The 17,025-nt window shown below is 41.7% G+C and carries 17 protein-coding genes and 1 pseudogene; 6 read left to right on the top strand and 12 right to left on the bottom strand.

What is annotated here, in order from left to right:
* Nucleotides 1-25 precede the first annotated feature (25 nt).
* Complete coding sequence (locus NSS65_RS03615) at nucleotides 26-1,909, bottom strand: ABC-F family ATP-binding cassette domain-containing protein (RefSeq protein WP_326135397.1); 1,884 nt, start codon at nucleotides 1,907-1,909, stop codon at nucleotides 26-28.
* A 132-nt stretch (nucleotides 1,910-2,041) separates the two neighbouring features.
* Between NSS65_RS03615 and NSS65_RS03610 the strand changes: the two genes are divergently transcribed.
* Nucleotides 2,042-3,115: a glycosyltransferase family 2 protein gene (locus tag NSS65_RS03610; RefSeq protein ID WP_024426649.1), complete on the top strand. Its 1,074-nt coding sequence runs from the start codon at nucleotides 2,042-2,044 to the stop codon at nucleotides 3,113-3,115.
* Nucleotides 3,116-3,295: 180 nt separating this feature from the next.
* Nucleotides 3,296-4,687, top strand: coding sequence for an amino acid permease (locus tag NSS65_RS03605; protein WP_024426650.1), 1,392 nt, complete (start codon nucleotides 3,296-3,298; stop codon nucleotides 4,685-4,687).
* Between the two features lie 36 nt (nucleotides 4,688-4,723).
* Here the strand turns inward: NSS65_RS03605 and NSS65_RS03600 are convergent, their stop codons facing one another.
* Entirely contained in the window at nucleotides 4,724-4,957 is a 234-nt protein-coding gene (locus tag NSS65_RS03600; RefSeq protein WP_034282744.1) for a hypothetical protein, read from the bottom strand.
* A gap of 6 nt (nucleotides 4,958-4,963) precedes the next feature.
* Nucleotides 4,964-5,221, bottom strand: a complete 258-nt coding sequence (locus tag NSS65_RS03595; protein WP_003213975.1) for a hypothetical protein — start codon at nucleotides 5,219-5,221, stop codon at nucleotides 4,964-4,966.
* A 65-nt stretch (nucleotides 5,222-5,286) separates the two neighbouring features.
* Here NSS65_RS03595 and NSS65_RS03590 point away from each other — a divergent pair, with 65 nt between their 5' ends.
* Nucleotides 5,287-5,766: an Hsp20/alpha crystallin family protein gene (locus tag NSS65_RS03590; protein ID WP_024424582.1), complete on the top strand. Its 480-nt coding sequence runs from the start codon at nucleotides 5,287-5,289 to the stop codon at nucleotides 5,764-5,766.
* Here NSS65_RS03590 and NSS65_RS03585 read toward each other — a convergent pair.
* Entirely contained in the window at nucleotides 5,747-5,974 is a 228-nt protein-coding gene (locus tag NSS65_RS03585) for a hypothetical protein (protein WP_039177063.1), read from the bottom strand. The two genes, NSS65_RS03590 and NSS65_RS03585, sit on opposite strands and share 20 nt — an antisense overlap.
* 92 nt (nucleotides 5,975-6,066) lie before the next feature.
* On the opposite strand from NSS65_RS03585, the gene NSS65_RS03580 reads away from it, so the two are divergent.
* Complete coding sequence (locus tag NSS65_RS03580; protein WP_046314051.1) at nucleotides 6,067-6,414, top strand: hypothetical protein; 348 nt, start codon at nucleotides 6,067-6,069, stop codon at nucleotides 6,412-6,414.
* 116 nt (nucleotides 6,415-6,530) lie between these two features.
* Here the strand turns inward: NSS65_RS03580 and NSS65_RS03575 are convergent, their stop codons facing one another.
* The 3 genes and pseudogenes from NSS65_RS03575 to NSS65_RS03565 all read right to left on the bottom strand — a co-directional run.
* Nucleotides 6,531-7,163, bottom strand: a complete 633-nt coding sequence (locus NSS65_RS03575) for a type 1 glutamine amidotransferase family protein (RefSeq protein ID WP_326135394.1) — start codon at nucleotides 7,161-7,163, stop codon at nucleotides 6,531-6,533.
* A 74-nt stretch (nucleotides 7,164-7,237) separates the two neighbouring features.
* Nucleotides 7,238-8,200, bottom strand: coding sequence for a YafY family protein (locus tag NSS65_RS03570; RefSeq protein WP_326135392.1), 963 nt, complete (start codon nucleotides 8,198-8,200; stop codon nucleotides 7,238-7,240).
* A 63-nt stretch (nucleotides 8,201-8,263) separates the two neighbouring features.
* Nucleotides 8,264-8,513 (bottom strand): annotated as a pseudogene (locus tag NSS65_RS03565) (recombinase family protein); the annotation flags it as partial.
* Nucleotides 8,514-8,731: 218 nt separating this feature from the next.
* Between NSS65_RS03565 and NSS65_RS03560 the strand changes: the two are divergent.
* Nucleotides 8,732-10,771 (top strand): penicillin-binding transpeptidase domain-containing protein, encoded by a 2,040-nt coding sequence (locus NSS65_RS03560; RefSeq protein WP_081124075.1) that lies wholly within the window; start codon nucleotides 8,732-8,734, stop codon nucleotides 10,769-10,771.
* 147 nt (nucleotides 10,772-10,918) lie between these two features.
* Entirely contained in the window at nucleotides 10,919-12,157 is a 1,239-nt protein-coding gene (locus NSS65_RS03555) for an MFS transporter (protein WP_326135390.1), read from the top strand.
* 31 nt (nucleotides 12,158-12,188) lie between these two features.
* On the opposite strand, the gene NSS65_RS03550 is transcribed toward NSS65_RS03555, so the two are convergent.
* Genes NSS65_RS03550 through rfbF form a run of 5 tightly spaced genes read right to left on the bottom strand, consistent with a single transcriptional unit; the run spans nucleotide 12,189 to nucleotide 16,970 of the window.
* Nucleotides 12,189-13,118 carry a putative nucleotide-diphospho-sugar transferase gene (locus NSS65_RS03550; RefSeq protein ID WP_065215104.1) on the bottom strand — a complete coding sequence of 310 codons (930 nt, stop codon included), beginning with the start codon at nucleotides 13,116-13,118 and terminating at the stop codon, nucleotides 12,189-12,191.
* Nucleotides 13,119-14,309, bottom strand: a complete 1,191-nt coding sequence (locus NSS65_RS03545) for a glycosyltransferase family 2 protein (RefSeq protein WP_326135387.1) — start codon at nucleotides 14,307-14,309, stop codon at nucleotides 13,119-13,121. It lies immediately after the preceding gene.
* Nucleotides 14,306-15,217, bottom strand: coding sequence for a putative nucleotide-diphospho-sugar transferase (locus NSS65_RS03540; protein ID WP_024426658.1), 912 nt, complete (start codon nucleotides 15,215-15,217; stop codon nucleotides 14,306-14,308). Before NSS65_RS03540 ends, NSS65_RS03545 begins: the two co-directional genes overlap by 4 nt.
* 12 nt (nucleotides 15,218-15,229) lie before the next feature.
* Complete coding sequence (locus NSS65_RS03535; protein WP_025092661.1) at nucleotides 15,230-16,201, bottom strand: GDP-mannose 4,6-dehydratase; 972 nt, start codon at nucleotides 16,199-16,201, stop codon at nucleotides 15,230-15,232.
* Between the two features lie 4 nt (nucleotides 16,202-16,205).
* Nucleotides 16,206-16,970 carry a glucose-1-phosphate cytidylyltransferase gene (gene rfbF, locus NSS65_RS03530; protein WP_034282763.1) on the bottom strand — a complete coding sequence of 255 codons (765 nt, stop codon included), beginning with the start codon at nucleotides 16,968-16,970 and terminating at the stop codon, nucleotides 16,206-16,208.
* Nucleotides 16,971-17,025: the final 55 nt, after the last annotated feature.

Below are 17,025 nucleotides of genomic sequence, written 5' to 3'. Positions count from 1 at the left end.
CTACAGGTTTTTTATTTCCACATCTTTATTCATTCAATTCCTCAATCATAAGCGACAATTCTGTCCAGCGGTCCATTGCTTGTTCTAGTTCTTCCACAACGGCTTTTTGTTCGTCCATCAGCTCTTGAATTTTTCCAAAATCACTTCCTGCTTCTACAATGCTGGTTTCGAGTTGCTGATGTTTTTCCTCTAATGCCTGTATCCGGTCTTCAATCCCGTCCCATTCAAGCTGATCTTTATAAGAAAGTTTTTTTCTCTTTTTAGGTGCGGCTTCTACTTGTTTCTCAGCAGGCTTTGTCTCTGTCCGCTTCTGCTCTTTTTCCTGTTCCATATAATCGCTGTAAGCACCTTGGAAGTGTGAAATGCGCCCATTTCCTTCAAAGACAAGCAGACGGTGAACCACTCGGTCTAAGAAATAACGATCATGGGACACGGTGATGACGACGCCAGGGAACTGCTCTAAATAATCCTCTAAAATACTGAGGGTCTCTGTATCAAGGTCGTTCGTCGGCTCATCTAAAAAGAGAACATTCGGCTCTTCCATTAAGACCTTCAATAAATACAATCTGCGGCGTTCTCCCCCTGACAGCTTACGAATATACGTCCGCTGCATCGATCTTGGAAAAAGGAACCTCTCCAGCATCTGCTCTGCTGTGACAATAACGCCATCAGACGTCTTGACGATTTCAGCTGTTTCCTTGATATACTCAATGATGGTCAGCTCAGCATTCATTTCCTTGTGATCCTGCGTGTAATAGCCAATACGAACGGTTTGTCCAATGGTCAATTGTCCTGAGGTCGATTCAATCTTACCCGCTAGACAGTTCAGCAGAGTGGTTTTGCCGACTCCATTCGGTCCGATGAATCCGATACGATCACCCGGCACGACTAAATCTGTAAACCGCTCCACAAGGGTCTGGCCAGCAAATGAAATTGATAAGTCTTCTGCCTCTATCACTTGTTTCCCCAAGCGGTGCGAGCCGATGGCAAAATCAAGCTCTCCCTTCGCATCAGGTCCTTTTTGATCTTTCAGCTCTTCGACTCTGCCGATACGTGCTTTCTGCTTTGTCGTTCTTGCTTTTGCTCCTCGTCTCAGCCATGCAAGCTCTCGTCTAAGCAAGTTTTGACGCTTCGTTTCTTTCACCTGAGCCTCTGCTTCCCGCTCCGCTCTTTTTTCTAAAAAGACTTCATAATTTCCTTTATACGTATAAAGCTGCCCTTGATTTAACTCATAAATCCGATTGACCACCCGGTTTAAGAAATAACGATCGTGCGTCACGAGAATGACAGCACCGCTATATTGGCTTAAGTATCCTTCAAGCCATTCAATGGTGGCATTATCAAGGTGGTTGGTTGGCTCATCTAAAATCAGCAAACCTGCAGGCTGAATTAAATTTTTAGCAATGGCGACACGTTTTTTCTGTCCGCCTGACAATGCATGTACAGAGCGGCTCACATCTTTCACGCCAAGCTTTGTCAAAATCGTTTTAGCTGAAAGGTTCGCATCCCAAGCATCTTCCTGATCCATTCGATTTTGCATGCGCATCAGCGCCTCTTGTTTTGCCTCATTTTGCGGGTCATGCTCTAAATCAGCGAGTGCCTGTTCATACGCCTTCATCGTTTGAATCATTGGTGCCGTTCCAGAAAAAATGTAGTCAAGAATCGTTTCATTTCCGGTCATTTCAGGATCTTGCTCAAGAAATTCGATATCAAGTGTCCCTGCTTTCGTGATGTCACCTTCCTCAAACGATTCAAGTCCCGCGATGACCTTTAGAAGTGTTGACTTCCCTGTACCATTTGGTCCAATCAATCCGATGCGTTCCTTCGGTTCTATATGAAACGAAATATGATCAAACAGCGTTTTCTCGCCATAGGTTTTATATAATCCTTCAACATTCAATAAACTCATTTTATCAGCCCTTACATAGATTCTTCCTTTATTTTAAATCAGCCAGTAGCAGAAAACTAGTTTTAAAAAACCCGCTGCTGAAAAGAATGTTTCCTTTTGATGCTCGATACACTATGAAGAGGTGATCTAAAGATGATAACCATTAGCTTATGTATGATTGTGAAAAATGAAGAGGAAGTGCTGGCGGAATGCCTTTCTTCTGTTCAAGACATTGTCGATGAGATAATCATCGTTGATACGGGATCAACAGATCAAACAAAAGAGATCGCTCATTCCTTTTCAGCAAAGGTGCTGGATTTTGAATGGGTGCAGCATTTTGCAAAAGCACGTAACTTTGCTTTCTCACATGCAGCGAAAGAGTATATTTTATGGCTCGATGCTGACGATGTTCTGCTTGAAGAAGACCGCCAAAAACTGCTTCAACTCAAGCAGACACTTGATCCCTCAGTGGATGCCGTTTCGATGTTTTATCATGTGGGCTTCGATGAAAGCGGTCAAGTCAATTTCAAATATAGAAGAAATCGCCTTGTGAAGCGTTCCTTAAACTTTCAGTGGTACGGGGCCGTTCATGAGTTTCTTCAAGTGTATGGAAACATCTTTCCAGCAGATATCGCCGTCACACATCAAAAACGCAAGAAAACAACTGCTGGTGAGCCTGGGCGCAACTTGCGAATTTATGAAGACATGCTGGCAAAAGGAGAGGACATGACGCCCCGTGATCTCTTTTATTTTGCCAATGAATTAAGAGACAATGGGCAGCATGTCAGAGCGATTCGTTTTTATCATGAATTTTTAAACACAAAACAGTGCTGGATTGAGGATGAAATTCGCACATGCCAATATTTAGCGGACTGCTATTATGCGGCAGGCTTTGAGGAAGCGGCCTTATCCTCCTTATTACGATCCTTCTTATATGATCAGCCCCGGCCAGAATTTTGCTGCCGGATCGGGGATCATCTAAAAATACAAAATAAACATCAGGCAGCCATCTTTTGGTATGAGCAGGCGCTGAAGGCTCCTGAAAACGAAACAGCCTTCACACTTACACAATATAAAACGTGGTATCCTCACCTTCAGCTTTGCTACTGTTATTATCAGCTCGGTGACCTGGAGCAAGCCAAAATACATCACCATGCCTCCTCCGCCCATCATCCGACTCATCCAAGTGTGCTGTACAATGAAAAAATATTTGCTGATCAGACATAGATCGTCTGACACCACATCCGCCTTCGATCTCACGGCGGATGTCTCTTTTTATACACTTATTCGGTTGTGACGTTTAACACTTTAGTGATTTAAAGCGTTTTTCAACCAATTGACTAAATTGTCATTTGCGCATATACTAACATTCGTCTTACGAAAAGATTTATCCATTAGGAGGTCAACATGAGTTCTTTATTTAGAAAAAAATCTCTCGACCAGCTCATGCTTGAAAGTCAAACAAAGCGGCTCAGCCGTTCGTTAAATACGTTTGATTTAATCTTGCTTGGCATTGGCTGTGTGGTCGGGACTGGAATCTTTGTCATTACGGGGGTTGCTGCGGCAAATGATGCGGGACCTGCGATTATTATATCTTTTATTTTGGCTGCGATTGCATGCGCCCTTGCTGCTTTTTGCTACGCTGAATTCTCCTCTTCCATTCCTGTGTCAGGAAGCGTTTATACGTATTCCTACGCAACACTTGGAGAATTTCTCGCCTTTTTAATGGGCTGGGATCTCATGCTTGAATATGTCATTGCGCTCTCTGCTGTAGCAAGTGGATGGTCGTCCTATTTTCAATCACTGCTCAGCGGATTTGGCCTGCACATACCGAAGGCTTTATCAGCTGCACCTGGAGCCGCTGACGGGGCCGTCTTTAACCTTCCAGGCGCACTCATTATTTTGCTCATCACCTTTATCGTCTCAAGAGGCGTCAAAGAAAGCACAAAGCTGAATAACATTATTGTGCTGATCAAAATTGCCATCGTCCTTCTCTTTATCATTTCAGGCTTTGCTTACGTCAAACCTGAAAACTGGACACCGTTTATGCCAATGGGATTTGAGGGCGTGATCGCAGGCGCAGCAACAGTCTTTTTTGCTTACCTCGGATTTGATGCAATCGCCAATGCATCGGAAGAGGTCAAAAATCCGCAAAAGGCAATGCCGATTGGGATTATGGGAGCGCTCGGTGTATGTACCATTTTATACATCGGGGTTTCCTTTGTCTTAACAGGCATGGTTCACTATACGAAACTGAATGTCAGTGATCCTGTCGCATTTGCTCTTCAAGTGGTCGGTCTGAATAGTGTGGCGGGTATCATATCAGCCGGTGCCATTATTGGGATTACAACGGTACTCATTGCCTTGGTCTATGCACAGGTTCGCTTAACCTTTGCGATGAGCCGCGATGGACTTATGCCAAAGGTTTTCTCAAAGGTTCATCCAAAATCACAAACACCTGTTGCCAACACTTGGCTGACAGGGGCAGTCGCAGCATGTATCGTAGGTTTTGTGAATTTATCGACGCTTGCGAATTTAGTCAGTATCGGAACACTTGCAGCCTTTACGGTGATTTCCATTGCGGTCATCATATTGCGAAAAAAACACCCGAATGTTAAAGCAGCGTTTAAAGTGCCATTCGTGCCTGTGCTTCCAATTATCAGCGCGATCATTTGTATCACACTTGCGACAACACTTTCTTGGGTCACATGGAGAGCCTTCCTCATCTGGATCGCCATCGGTGTTGTTGTCTATTTCACCTATGCAAGACGAAAAAGCCATCTCAATGAAACACATTAGAAAAGAGACACGGGGATTCCCGGTCTCTTTTTTTGCTTAAATCACGCTGTTTTTGACTGAATTTGAGTCCACCATATCTGGATCTAGCACGCTTGAAATCGGAATGACAAGCGGTGAACAATCTCCATTGTCCTCACCAAAACCTTGGTTCATTTTCATTGAGAGAAAATAATCAATCTGCTGATAAGGTCCTAGCGTCAGTGATGCACCCCGATCCATTGCATTGATTTTAAAAGCACCGACATTGACGACTGAGGGTGAGAATAACATCACACGTCACTTCCTTTGAATGGGTTTAGCTGCTGGTGAAAAAGAGGCAGGTGAGTCCACTTGATCTCGATCATCTACATGGCTTTTTGTACCGACAAAACCGCTGGCATCTCCAAAATTCTGTCCGTAACCCTGATTTTTTTTATCTGAGTTTTGCCACTCTGCTAACAAATTTTGTCCGACATTCACCGCCGACGCATTTTCAAAGGAATTAATTTTTAACATGAAAATATTAATATTGATATACGGAGTTGGTTGAACCACAGATAAACCTCCTTTTTATAGGTATATGCAAGCACCCATCAAGTATGTTAACGGGAGGTCTTCACATGGACTTCGAAAAAATGAAGCAGTGGATGGATATTGCCCAGCAAATGCATGGAGATGATTTTTGGAAAATGATCTTCGATGATGAGCAAAGATCCCCCTTTATGGCAAACGGTCCATCTCCATTTACATTCACACAGCAGGATCAGCGGGGTTCAGATGCGTCGTTTCCTCCAATCGACATGGTGGAAACCCATGCAGAAATTCAATATTTAATTTATTTGCCTGGCTACCGAAAGGAAGATGTTCAGGTGTTATCATATGGTGAATATTTGGTTGTGAAAGGACAGCGTTTTTCCTTTTTTAACGAACAGGACTTTCGCCAAAAGCAAGGGAAGTATGGTCCGTTTGAAAAGAAAATCCGCCTTCCAGAAATGATTCTTGGTCAAATGAATGCTGCCTTTAAAGACGGTGTACTTTACATCCGCCTGCAAAAGGATGAAGGAAAAGCGACGGCTATCATCATAGATGACGAATATTGATACTCACTGCGTCTATTTGATCACGATCATCAATTGTTTCAATTGGCAGGATCGTGATCACGCCATCAGCATTCTGTTCCCCAAAGCCATTGTTTCGTTTGATCGTACTGCAATGATTGCGAACAAACGTCGAGCCAAACGTCATAGATGATCCTGTGCCAATCGAATTCGTTTTCATATGGGCAATGTGAATCTGAGTAGGCAGCATATGCTTCTCCCCTTTCTTGTCATCTCTATAAGTATATACGGGGCAGCTTTTCCATAGACTAGAGTAAGGCGGAAGAAAAGGTTGTGGTCTACTTGAAACATTTCATTCAATCACTCTTTAAAAAAATTGAATCCAATCCATCCCCATCTGTCATTGAGCTAGAAAAAAGACTCGCCGCTCTTGAGCAAAAAATGTCTGCACCAGCTGCTCCTGTCTCAGAGGATACACACATCCATATCGAATCCCTGCGAGTGGACAAAATTGACTACCATTTAGAATTTGGGGAGCTTTCTATTGACCAGCTTCAAGGCAGGCTCAATATTGGGGCAACCTATTACACGCCAAAGGACACATGCATCAAAAAATCCACACAAACACCGAAGCCAAAAGAAACAAAAACACCGGTTGTCTCGATTCGATCAAAGCCTTCATCTTCTTAAGGCGCTCGGCTTTTTAGTACAATCGGGGCAGTATCACAAACGATAAGACAGGTCCAAAATAAAAAGCTCCACTTCTCTACAAATCAAAGTAGTGAAATTGAGCTTTTTCCGTTACTTCATTTATTTATTGAATTCATCAATCGGAAGAAATATTCAGATTGATGTGTCTTATTCAGGTTATACCAAGAATGTAAGGCATCTGGTGCAAATACTTCTATTTTTTTCAGCACTTCCATTGCAAATTCTAAAGGAGCTATTCCTGATGCAGTAACTAAATTCGCATCAGATACCGCAGGTGCCAACTCATAGAACTTCTCTCCTTTATAGTTATGACAAACCATTTTAGTATATTCTAAGTTATTACTTGTATGCCTTCTAGTATTTAAGTATCCCATATTCGCGAGCCCGTCAGTTGCACCACAAATTGCAGCAACAATTGTGCCACGCTCTAAAGCTTGACCAATTCTTCCCAAGATAGGTTGGTGAATTTTTTCACCCCAAGTCGTCCCTCCTGGTAAAATCAAAAGATCTTTGCTCTCAAGATTACATTCTTCAAGGGAAATATCTGGTTTTATGCTCAAACCTCCCATAGTAGTCTTTATTTCTTTATTAACTCCTACTGTAATTACTCTTAAAGGTGCTAAATCTTTTTTGAAATATCTACCTGAGTTTAGTTCAGCGATTAAATATCCATATTCCCAGTCAGACATCGTATCAAATACATATAGATAAACTTTTTTTGTTTGCATCCAATCACCTTCCATTCACAATTGATATAGCTATTATAAAATAACTTCCCTGACAGTTAACGTCAGGGAAGTTATCATACTTGGTAAAATTTTATTAAATCCGACAAAACTTCAATAACTCTTTTCTTAAGACTAATTGGCTCAACAACTTTAATAGATTTATTATAAGGTAAAAGTAAATAAGGTACATATGTATGTATCATATCTTTTGGAAGAAGAAAAACTGCTTGATCTGAAGTCCGTTCTTGTAAATAATGTCCTAAAAACCAATGTTGGCAAATATCAGCCAATACATTTTTATCCCCATGAATCACCAAAGAAATAATCTCTTCCTTATCTTCTAAAGTTGGTAGGAGACTGTTTATAAAAAAGTCACGTGCTGAAAAATTTTCTTTCTGGTCAAAATGATTTACTGTCAGCATTAGACTTTCAATTCGATCTACTCTAAAACTACGCATATCATTCCTAAGATGACAAAATCCAATCACATACCACTTATTATTCCAATAGATTATTCTGTATGGATCGACACACCTATGATGTAATTGCTTTTCTCCACTTTTATTGTAAAGAAGTTTCACCGTGTATGCGTCTGCTATGGCCTTTTCCAACTTCTTTAAAGAAGGTTCCAAAGAGATTGAAGGGGTTCGACTTATTACTTCAAGACTAGTTATATGTTGGTTTACCTTTGTTTCTTGCTCTTGATTTGAGTGTTTACTAAGTTTTGAAATGGCCCTTTTTAGCGCTTCATCTCCATAATATCCGGCTTCTTCTGCAAAAACAGCAGCGTGAAATAGTGAAGTCATCTCCTCAAAATCAAAAAATAGAGGGGCCTCTATAAAATTGTTCAATAAACTATATCCACCGTTATGTCCTGGTTCTGAAATAATAGGTACACCACTCGTTGAAAGTGTATCAATATAACGATACACAGTTCTTATATTCATCTCTAACTTTTCTGAAATTTGTTTTGCAGTTATTTTTTTATCCGAACGAAGCATCCATAAAATGGATAACAAATTGTCTACTTTAGGCATATAATTCCACCTTTATATGAGTTTTATTTCCGATGATATACTTGTGATTTTTGGTATAACTCATCAATTTCTTTCCGATATCTTTCTAATTGAAGCTTTACACAGATTTGTCATTTCACACATTTGATTTACAATTTTATTTTCCTCTTTATAAAGCTTTACTGCATCATGGTATCTCAAGCAGACCTTAAGCATTGGATAATATCACGTTCTAATTGGCTTACACCCGCCATAAATGTAAATTAAGAATTGGCTGTAAGGATTATCTTCTGATATCTAGCTACGTATCTTTTAAGAATTTTAAATTTGTCTTTTACTGTGAGTAATACAGGGCTAGGTCTGTACCATAAATGATTTCACCTTTTTCTTCAATAGAGGACTTAGATATTATTAATAAAATTGGGTATCCTAAACGATAAATCACAGGTCGTTTTTCTTATCTATTTAGCTAGGTTTCTATGAGAAACTATACAAATCACGACCAATCACTGTAAAATATAGAGGATCTAATCAAAAATTGAGGTGTTTTCATTGTATACGGGTCAAAAAAAATCATTTTGGAAACAGAAAAAAGTCATCATCCCTCTTCTTAGCATCATCGTAGTTGCTGCTGCTTTCTTTTTCTTAAAAGATACTCTTTTCTCAAAAGAAAAAGAGGCTTTAAAAGCCGCTCAAAGCTTTACGAAACATATGGAGAAGAAAGACTTTACGAAGCTGGCAGATGAGGTGACAAGTGCATCTTTGAAAGCCAATGACTTTTCAAAAAAACAACTAGCCGAAAAATACGACAATATTTTCAACGGCATTGGAGCTTATGATCTGAACATATCAAAGCTCAACGTTGAAAAACAGGACAAAGGAAATGGGTATCAATTTTCCTATGATGTAACGATGAAAACGTCTCTTGGCAAGCTGCATAAGCTGTCTTACAAGGGCATTCTCTCCGAAGAAGATGACAAGTGGAAAGTGGACTGGAAACCAAATCTCATCTTCCCGCAAATGGAAAAAGGAGATACCATCAAGGTCAAATCAGACCCTGCTGTCCGCGGAAACATTGTCGACCGCAAAGGACGTACGCTGGCTGAAACAACTGGTGGAAACGCACTTGGCATCATCCCGGGCAAGCTCGGAACAGGAGAAGAAAAAGAACGCAATATCAAAAAAATCAGCCAAGCTTTTGATATAGAGGAAGAACTAATCAACAATCAGCTGAAACAAGCATGGGTCACAGACGACACGTTTGTCCCGCTCAAATCGATGTTAAAACAAAAGCCAATTCCAAAGGACGTCAATGGCGTTACCTATCAATCAAAGGAAATGCGCTACTACCCATATAACAAAGCCGCCGCTCATCTCACCGGATATGTAGGAAAAGCAAATGCGGATGATATCAAAAGAAATCCAGCATTAAAGGCGGATCAAATCATCGGCAAAACCGGCCTTGAATTCACATTTGACAAAAACTTACGCGGACAAGATGGCGGAAGCATTCTCATCGTCCATGATGAAACAGGCATTGAAGAAACATTGCAAAAATCAGCTCGAAAAGATGGAAAAACAGTGAAGCTGACGATTGATGCTTCTTTACAGAAAAAAGCCTATGATCAGCTGAAAGGTGAAAAAGGGGCCGTCACGATCATGAATCCATCATCAGGTGATCTATTAGCACTTGTCAGCACCCCTTCCTACGATGTCAATCTCATGACAAACGGGATTACACCTAAGCAATATCAGGCATACAGTGAAAATCCAGACCTTCCATTCCAAGCTCGATATGCGAGCCGGTATGCACCAGGGTCCACATTCAAAACCATTACAGCCGCCATTGGGCTGGAAACAGGTGTCACAAAGCCTGACAAAGTGCGCACCATTCACGGACTGAAATGGCAAAAGGATCAATCTTGGGGAAATTATCGCATCACACGGGTTCACGATAAAGAAAAAGTAAATATGGTCGATGCCCTTGTGTACTCAGACAATATTTATTTTGGACAGGAAGCACTCGAAATAGGCAAAGACACCTACGAGAAAAAAGTGAAAACATTTGGATTTGGCGAAGACTTACACATGCCATTTACAATGAAGCCTGCACAAGTATCGAACGATGGCATTCAATCGGATATCTTACTGGCTGACTCGGCGTATGGGCAAGGCGAATTACTCATGTCACCGATTGAACAAGTACATGCCTATTCTCCATTTGCTACAGGAGGCAAGCTTGTCTATCCTCGAGTGATTCAAGATGAAAAAACAGCTTCACCAAAACAAATCATCAAAGAAGGCTCGGCAAACACAGTGAAAGATGCATTGACTAAGGTCGTGACCAGTCCAAACGGAACAGCCCACTCCTTACAAATCGAAGGAGCGGATATTGCCGCTAAAACGGGAACGGCAGAGTTAAAAAGCAAACAGGGTGCAACAGACGGCACCGAAAATGGATTTTTACTTGCGTTTAATCCTAAAAAAGAAGATTACGTCCTCGTCGGCATGATCGAAGGGGTGAAAAACCGCGGCGGCAGTGGACTCGTCGTTCAAAAAATGAAGCCTGTGATCGCTTCTTTTTACAAATAACTCTTTAGAGACACAAGCTCAATCAAATGCTTGTGTCTCTTTTTTTCTAAATCATGACAATTTGCTATTGTTTTATAGTTCACCTTATGAATAAAATGAGAAGAATGCAAAAAACAGAAAACAGATAAATGAAGGGAGGAAGTCTCATTGGCCATTGCTGCTCGTACAAAGGATAAACCCCAACATTCTGTTACCGGCTCAACGGTTTATCCCATCTTATTGATTATTGGTATTTGTCATATGCTGAACGACACATTGCAAGCCGTTATTCCTGCGATGTTCCCTATTTTGGAACGATCAATGGGGCTGACCTTTACACAATTAGGGCTGATTGCCTTTACATTAAATATGGTCTCCTCCGTGATGCAGCCTGCTATTGGGTGGTACACAGATAAACGGCCGATGCCTTATGCACTTCCGATTGCTTTATTTTCAAGTGCTGTCGGTATATTCGGACTCGCGTTTGCTCCGTCCTTTGCCACCATTCTGCTTTGCGTTGTCTTTATCGGACTCGGCTCTGCGATCTTCCATCCAGAGGGCTCCCGTGTTGCCAACATGGCAGCTGGTCCAAGACGAGGACTTGCCCAGTCCATCTATCAAGTAGGCGGGAATACAGGTCAAGCCTTTGCCCCGCTTATCGCTGCATTAATGCTCGTCCCGCTCGGTCAGACAGGCGTGGCTTGGTTTACGATTGTTGGAATGATTGCGGTTGGTTTCCTTCTTTATATTTCAAGATGGTACGCAGGTAGACTTCAAACCATTCGGGCCCAAGCGAAAAAAACACCTGCAAAAGCGGCTAGATCTGATATTCATCGTAAATCAGCACTCATTGCACTTGGCATTATCGTCTTTCTCATCTTTGCCCGCTCTTGGTATGGAAATGCCATTTCGAATTTCTATGCATTTTATGCGATTGAACAATACGGTTTGACGATTAAAGAATCACAGACTTATATCTTCTTATTTCTCATTCTAGGTGCAATTGGGACATTTTTAGGCGGTCCGCTTGCAGACCGCTTTGGCAAGAAAAACGTGATTTTAGTTTCCTTATTGGCATCCTTCCCGCTTGCCCTGCTGCTGCCATTTGCCGGACCCGTTTTTGCTTATGTTTTACTCGGGCTGATTGGGCTCATTTTGACATCAAGCTTCTCTGTTACCGTGGTTTATGCCCAAGAACTATTTCCCGGGAAAATTGGCACAATGTCTGGTTTAACTGTTGGGCTTGCGTTTGGTATGGGTGCAATCGGATCGGTTGCCCTCGGCTCATTCATTGATGCCTTCGGCTTAACGCCTACCATGATCGGTGTTGCCTTTTTACCGATATTAGGCATCCTAGCCTTCCTACTTCCTAGCGACCAAACCATTTCTAAATGGAATGAATCATAAAAAGAAAACCGCTCAATCAATGAGCGGTTTTTCATCTCTCATAAAAATGCGTGTCAGGCACATGCTTCTTCGCAATAAATCCTTGCTTAAATTCTGGAAATACCTTTTGCACCTGCTTAATCTTTTGATGAACCAAGTCGGCATATGGAATATACAAATGATCCACAAGCTTCTGTTCTTTCATATAGTAATACCAATTAAGGTTAAAGGTATTCTCGTCAATGATCGTAAAGGCAGAAAAATGATAGAACAAGAGTGGACATTCGTCGAGATACATATCTCCTTTTACAACTGAAAGCTTGTAGTTTTCAATGTTCCAAATCGCCGCATTGGCTCCTTTAGATGCAACGATATGAACCCCTTCAAAATCATCAACCCATCTTTCCACATACCGCTGATCTCCGTACGTCTTTTTTTCTGTATCCATTTCTACTGTACAATGGGCAAGACAATTTTCTTTCCATTGCGTGACTGCCTGTATGGCAACATCTGTGTTGCGGCACCCTACAAACCCAGTATTAAAGCGTCCAGACAACTCATAAAAATGATAGAACCGCTTGGAATTCATATGATCCGTCAAAAATAAATGAGCGCTTGGATTCTCTGCAAAAATCGCCTCCGGATCATGATAAAAATACAAATCCGTATCCAGATGGGCAAGATAATCCGCATCTGAGGACTCAAGAATTTTGAGCAGAAAAGCAGGCTTTAACGTCCAGCAATACTCATGAAACGTTCGATCTTCTTTTGCCTTTCGCAGCGTATCATCTTCAATGTCCTCAAGCTGTTCATATTGAACATGCGGGTGAGGGAACTCCTTTAATACATTAAAAGCCAAAGGGTCTGCACATAAAACGGACAGCTTAAAGGCATGAGCGTTTTGTTCAAGCGAATGAATCAGCGCCAAAAGCTTAAAAACATGGGTATTCGACACAATGGTTGTAAAGTGATAAGACGCCATTTACAACACATCCACTTGGAACAAATCAACGCGCAACAGCTCTTTCGTCAGCCCTTGAATGGCTTCTACAAGCACCATGCAGCCATACTCCTCACGTGCAAGCTGCGCCGCTTCTGCCAGCTTTTTCAAAGGAAAATGCTTGGCTGTCAGCATATCTTTTTTATCCCGCTTGATGCCTACATTCCGCTCTGTGATCAAATGAAGCAGCTCTAAAAAATAGGATAACAGGTCATCAAATGCTGGATTCTCACGCAGCTGCCGAACTTCTTTCACAATATCATTTGTCACAGTGTGAGAAAACGGACCAGAGAAAGCCAAATGGACATCAATGGAATCAATATTGTTATACTTCTCACACATATACAAAATGTTGTATTTGATGTCATCAAATGACGTTAAATTACTTGGATGCTCTTGATGCACACTCATAATATCCTCTCGCAATTCAAAGGAGAGACCAAGCTGATTCAGTCGAATTCCTAAATCATAATCCTCAAATCCGTACCGAACGATATTTTCATCAAACATCCCTAGTGCCATGACATGCTTACGTTTAACAGAGGAGTTATTTGTAATAAAAAAGCGCCATGGCAGCTCATAAGAACCTAAATCATAGTGGTACGTTTCCAAAATATCTTTCAGAATATCAATAAACTCAGACTGCAAATCGAAGCTTTTCTCTAGAAATGCACCATTTTCGACTTCTTCCAATGATAAAAGAGGCGTTTTGTCCTCCATTTTCCGTTTATACAGTCCTTGCTTTTTCAACCGCTTCATATGATCCTTATCAAAAGCTGTGTAAAAATAGCGATAAATCCGCTTCCAGCACACACCGCAAATGACAAGATTCTCCCTGTCAGCATGAGCCTCTGCATGCTTTTGAATAAATCTCGGTTCTGCCAGCATATCACTGTCATGAAAAATGAGCAGATCCCCCTCCGCCTCGCGAATGGCATGATTACGTCCCTTTGCAATCCCTTGATTGACAGGAATGCGCACTTTTTTAAACGGGAAGTTCACCTCAATATTCTCAAGCATTTCCATCGTGCCATCCGTTGAGCCATTATCAGCAACAATGACTTCAAATGGAATATCTGTTTCCTGAAGCGTTAAAGAAAAAAGGCTTCCCTCTAAACGCTCTTTGGCATTATAGCTTGGAATAATGACGCTTACCTTTGGCTTTTCATTCATGCGTCATCCTCCTCCCGTTTGGCATAGCCGTTAAACAGCGGATCGACCTGCTCCACAGATTCAATCACGTGGCGAAGCACTTGCCGATAGGCTTCTTGAAAAAAAGGCAGGTCATTTCGTCCTTTTTCATGAATTTGCTGCATCTCATCCTTGCTCACAATCCGAAAGCCGCTGTAATGATAGCAAATGAGCGGGTGCCCATCCTCCAGAAGAATACGTCCATTCTCCTCCCGATAAGAATGCTGCCCATAGTTCCAATGACCAATATTCACGCCTTTTGTCTCAATATCTTCTACTTTGTCAAACAGTCTCGGCATATGATCTAGATATCCTTGATCGCCAAACTTGCCTTCTCCCGGTGCATTTTTACATTCTTTTAAGCATTCTTCTTTCCACCAGCTGAGGCATTTTCGTCCGGCTTCATCTCCTTTAAAATGCAGAAAGCCTGAGTTATAGCGTCCTAAAAGCTTCTGAAGCATCTTCACTTCCTCTGCATCAAAGCTTGGAATGACAATATCCCCTCTCGAAATTAAAACAGAAGCATTCGGCTGATGTTGAAAAATCACCTGAGGGCTCTCATAAAAGAACAAATCCGCATCAAGATAGGTCACGCTCTCTGCCTGCTCCTGTTCAAATAACCACTCAATCCAAATCGGCTTTAAGGTCCAGCAATATTCGGATGCATCCCGTTCCTCTTTTTTCTCCAGCAGCTCTGGTGTTTCGAGCTCCCGTACATGAACAAGATCCACATGCGGAAAATTCATTTGATGAAGCAAATCAAATGCAGCATCATCCATACATAACGTCTTGATGACAGCATCATCTTCTACTTGCTTCAACGATAAGAAAAACGCAATAGCTTGATAAAGTCTTCCACTTGAAAGAACCGTACAATATATGCTGTTCATCTATTTACACCTCTATTTTTGAAAGAATTCGCGGTACCATTCAATCGTCTTCTCTAAGCCTTCATCAATGGAGTAATCAGGCTTCCAATCAAGCAGCTTTCTCGCTTTCTCTGCTGACAAATATTGATGCTTAATTTCATGTGTTCCTTGATTCAAAATACGAGGCTTCAGTTCACTTCCCATTGCCTTTAAAATCTTATCCACAAGCTCTAGCACTGTCAGTTGAATCTCGTTACTAAAGTTAAAGGCTTCTCCCGCCAGCCCTTTTTCCTCCATCTTCTCAGCTAGCAGCAAATAAGCCTTCACTGCATCTTCAATGTAGAAGTAATCACGAATAAATGTCCCGTCACTTCTAATTTCCGGCGCCTTTCCTTCTAACACAAGCTGAATGGTTTGCGGAATGATTCTGTTGAAATTCAAATCCCCGCCTCCATATAAATTACCGCAGCGTGTAATACAAACTGGAAGACCGTATGTGTTGTAGTACGTATGAGAAATGAGATCTGCACAGCTCTTTGAGACATCATACGGATGTTTCCCGTTTAACGGCATGTCTTCATCATATGGAAGCTGCTCTTGATCACCGTATGCTTTGTCACTTGATGCCACGATAACTCGTTTGATGAGCGGCTGTCTTCTGCAAGCCTCCAGCACATTCCATGTCCCTAAGATATTCGCTTCAAATGTAGAAACAGGATGTCTATTCGCGACCCCAACAATGGCTTGGGCAGCCAAATGGAAGACGGTGTCAATTTCATATTCTCCTAACGCACGTTCAATCGTCTGCATATCCTCTAATGCGCCTTGCACCACATTCATTTTTTCAAATTGACTGCCTTGATATAAATTCGACCTAGGCACCTGATCACGCACAAGTCCAGTCACGTTTGCCCCTTGATCAATCAATTCCTTAACGAGATAGCTCCCTAACAGCCCTGTACATCCAGTTACAAATACGTTCTTTCCATTCCAAAATCCGCTCATGCTGTCACCAAACCTTCCATGGTTGTTTTCCATCTGTCCACATGTCGTTGATTTCCTTCAGGTTTTTATACGTATCAATTGCTGTCCAAAATCCGTGATGCTCATAAACGGCAAGCTCTCCATCATCCGCCAGGTTTTGAAGAGGCTCTGCTTCAAACACGCATTGATCATCGTCTGTCAAATAATCAAATACCTTTGAAGACAACACAAAAAATCCTCCATTGATCATCCCGATACTGTCTGTCTTCTCAGAGAAGGATTGTGCCATCCCGTTATACACCTTCAGTGTCCCGTACTGGGACTTCTTTTCAATGCCTGTGACAGTCGCAGCTGCTCCAAGATCCTGATGACGTTTCAGCAAATGAAACATATTGATATTAGCCAGTCCATCACCATACGTCATCATAAAGGTCTCATCACCAATGTAATCCTGTGCCTGCTTTAAACGTCCGCCTGTCATCGTATTTTCACCTGTATCTAAAAAGGTGATTTTCCAGTTTTCCGATTTACCTAAAAGCTTCATTTCTCCTGTCGCCATATCGAGCTGCATGCTGTGATGCTGCCAGTCGTAGTTCAGAAAGTACTCTTTGATCTTCTCTCCTTTATATCCAAGCAATAGGATAAATTCGTCTACACCGTAATACTGATAGATTTTCATAATATGCCATAGAATAGGCCGGTCTCCGATCATAGCAAGTGGTTTAGGAAGCGCTTGTGTGACCTCACTCATTCTCGTTCCCTTTCCTCCGCAGAGAATGACTGCTTTCATCTTCTCCCCTCATCTCTCTATGAAGATTTTTGATTAAAACCCTATCTTTATGCGG

Origin of the sequence: Bacillus sp. FSL K6-1006 (genome assembly GCF_038593175.1) — a bacterium.
Lineage (GTDB): Bacteria > Bacillota > Bacilli > Bacillales > Bacillaceae > Bacillus > Bacillus safensis.
The sequence above is the reverse complement of the archived record's forward strand: the minus strand, read 5'-3'. Positions and strand labels throughout refer to the sequence as shown.

Coding starts and splice junctions, on each gene's coding strand:
- NSS65_RS03615 (WP_326135397.1), bottom strand. CDS start 1,909: ATGAGTTTATTGAATGTTGAAGGATTATATAAAACCTATGGCGAGAAA.
- NSS65_RS03610 (WP_024426649.1), top strand. CDS start 2,042: ATGATAACCATTAGCTTATGTATGATTGTGAAAAATGAAGAGGAAGTG.
- NSS65_RS03605 (WP_024426650.1), top strand. CDS start 3,296: ATGAGTTCTTTATTTAGAAAAAAATCTCTCGACCAGCTCATGCTTGAA.
- NSS65_RS03600 (WP_034282744.1), bottom strand. CDS start 4,957: ATGTTATTCTCACCCTCAGTCGTCAATGTCGGTGCTTTTAAAATCAAT.
- NSS65_RS03590 (WP_024424582.1), top strand. CDS start 5,287: ATGGACTTCGAAAAAATGAAGCAGTGGATGGATATTGCCCAGCAAATG.
- NSS65_RS03585 (WP_039177063.1), bottom strand. CDS start 5,974: ATGCTGCCTACTCAGATTCACATTGCCCATATGAAAACGAATTCGATT.
- NSS65_RS03575 (WP_326135394.1), bottom strand. CDS start 7,163: ATGCAAACAAAAAAAGTTTATCTATATGTATTTGATACGATGTCTGAC.
- NSS65_RS03570 (WP_326135392.1), bottom strand. CDS start 8,200: ATGCCTAAAGTAGACAATTTGTTATCCATTTTATGGATGCTTCGTTCG.
- NSS65_RS03550 (WP_065215104.1), bottom strand. CDS start 13,118: ATGGCGTCTTATCACTTTACAACCATTGTGTCGAATACCCATGTTTTT.
- NSS65_RS03545 (WP_326135387.1), bottom strand. CDS start 14,309: ATGAATGAAAAGCCAAAGGTAAGCGTCATTATTCCAAGCTATAATGCC.
- NSS65_RS03540 (WP_024426658.1), bottom strand. CDS start 15,217: ATGAACAGCATATATTGTACGGTTCTTTCAAGTGGAAGACTTTATCAA.
- NSS65_RS03535 (WP_025092661.1), bottom strand. CDS start 16,201: ATGAGCGGATTTTGGAATGGAAAGAACGTATTTGTAACTGGATGTACA.
- rfbF (WP_034282763.1), bottom strand. CDS start 16,970: ATGAAAGCAGTCATTCTCTGCGGAGGAAAGGGAACGAGAATGAGTGAG.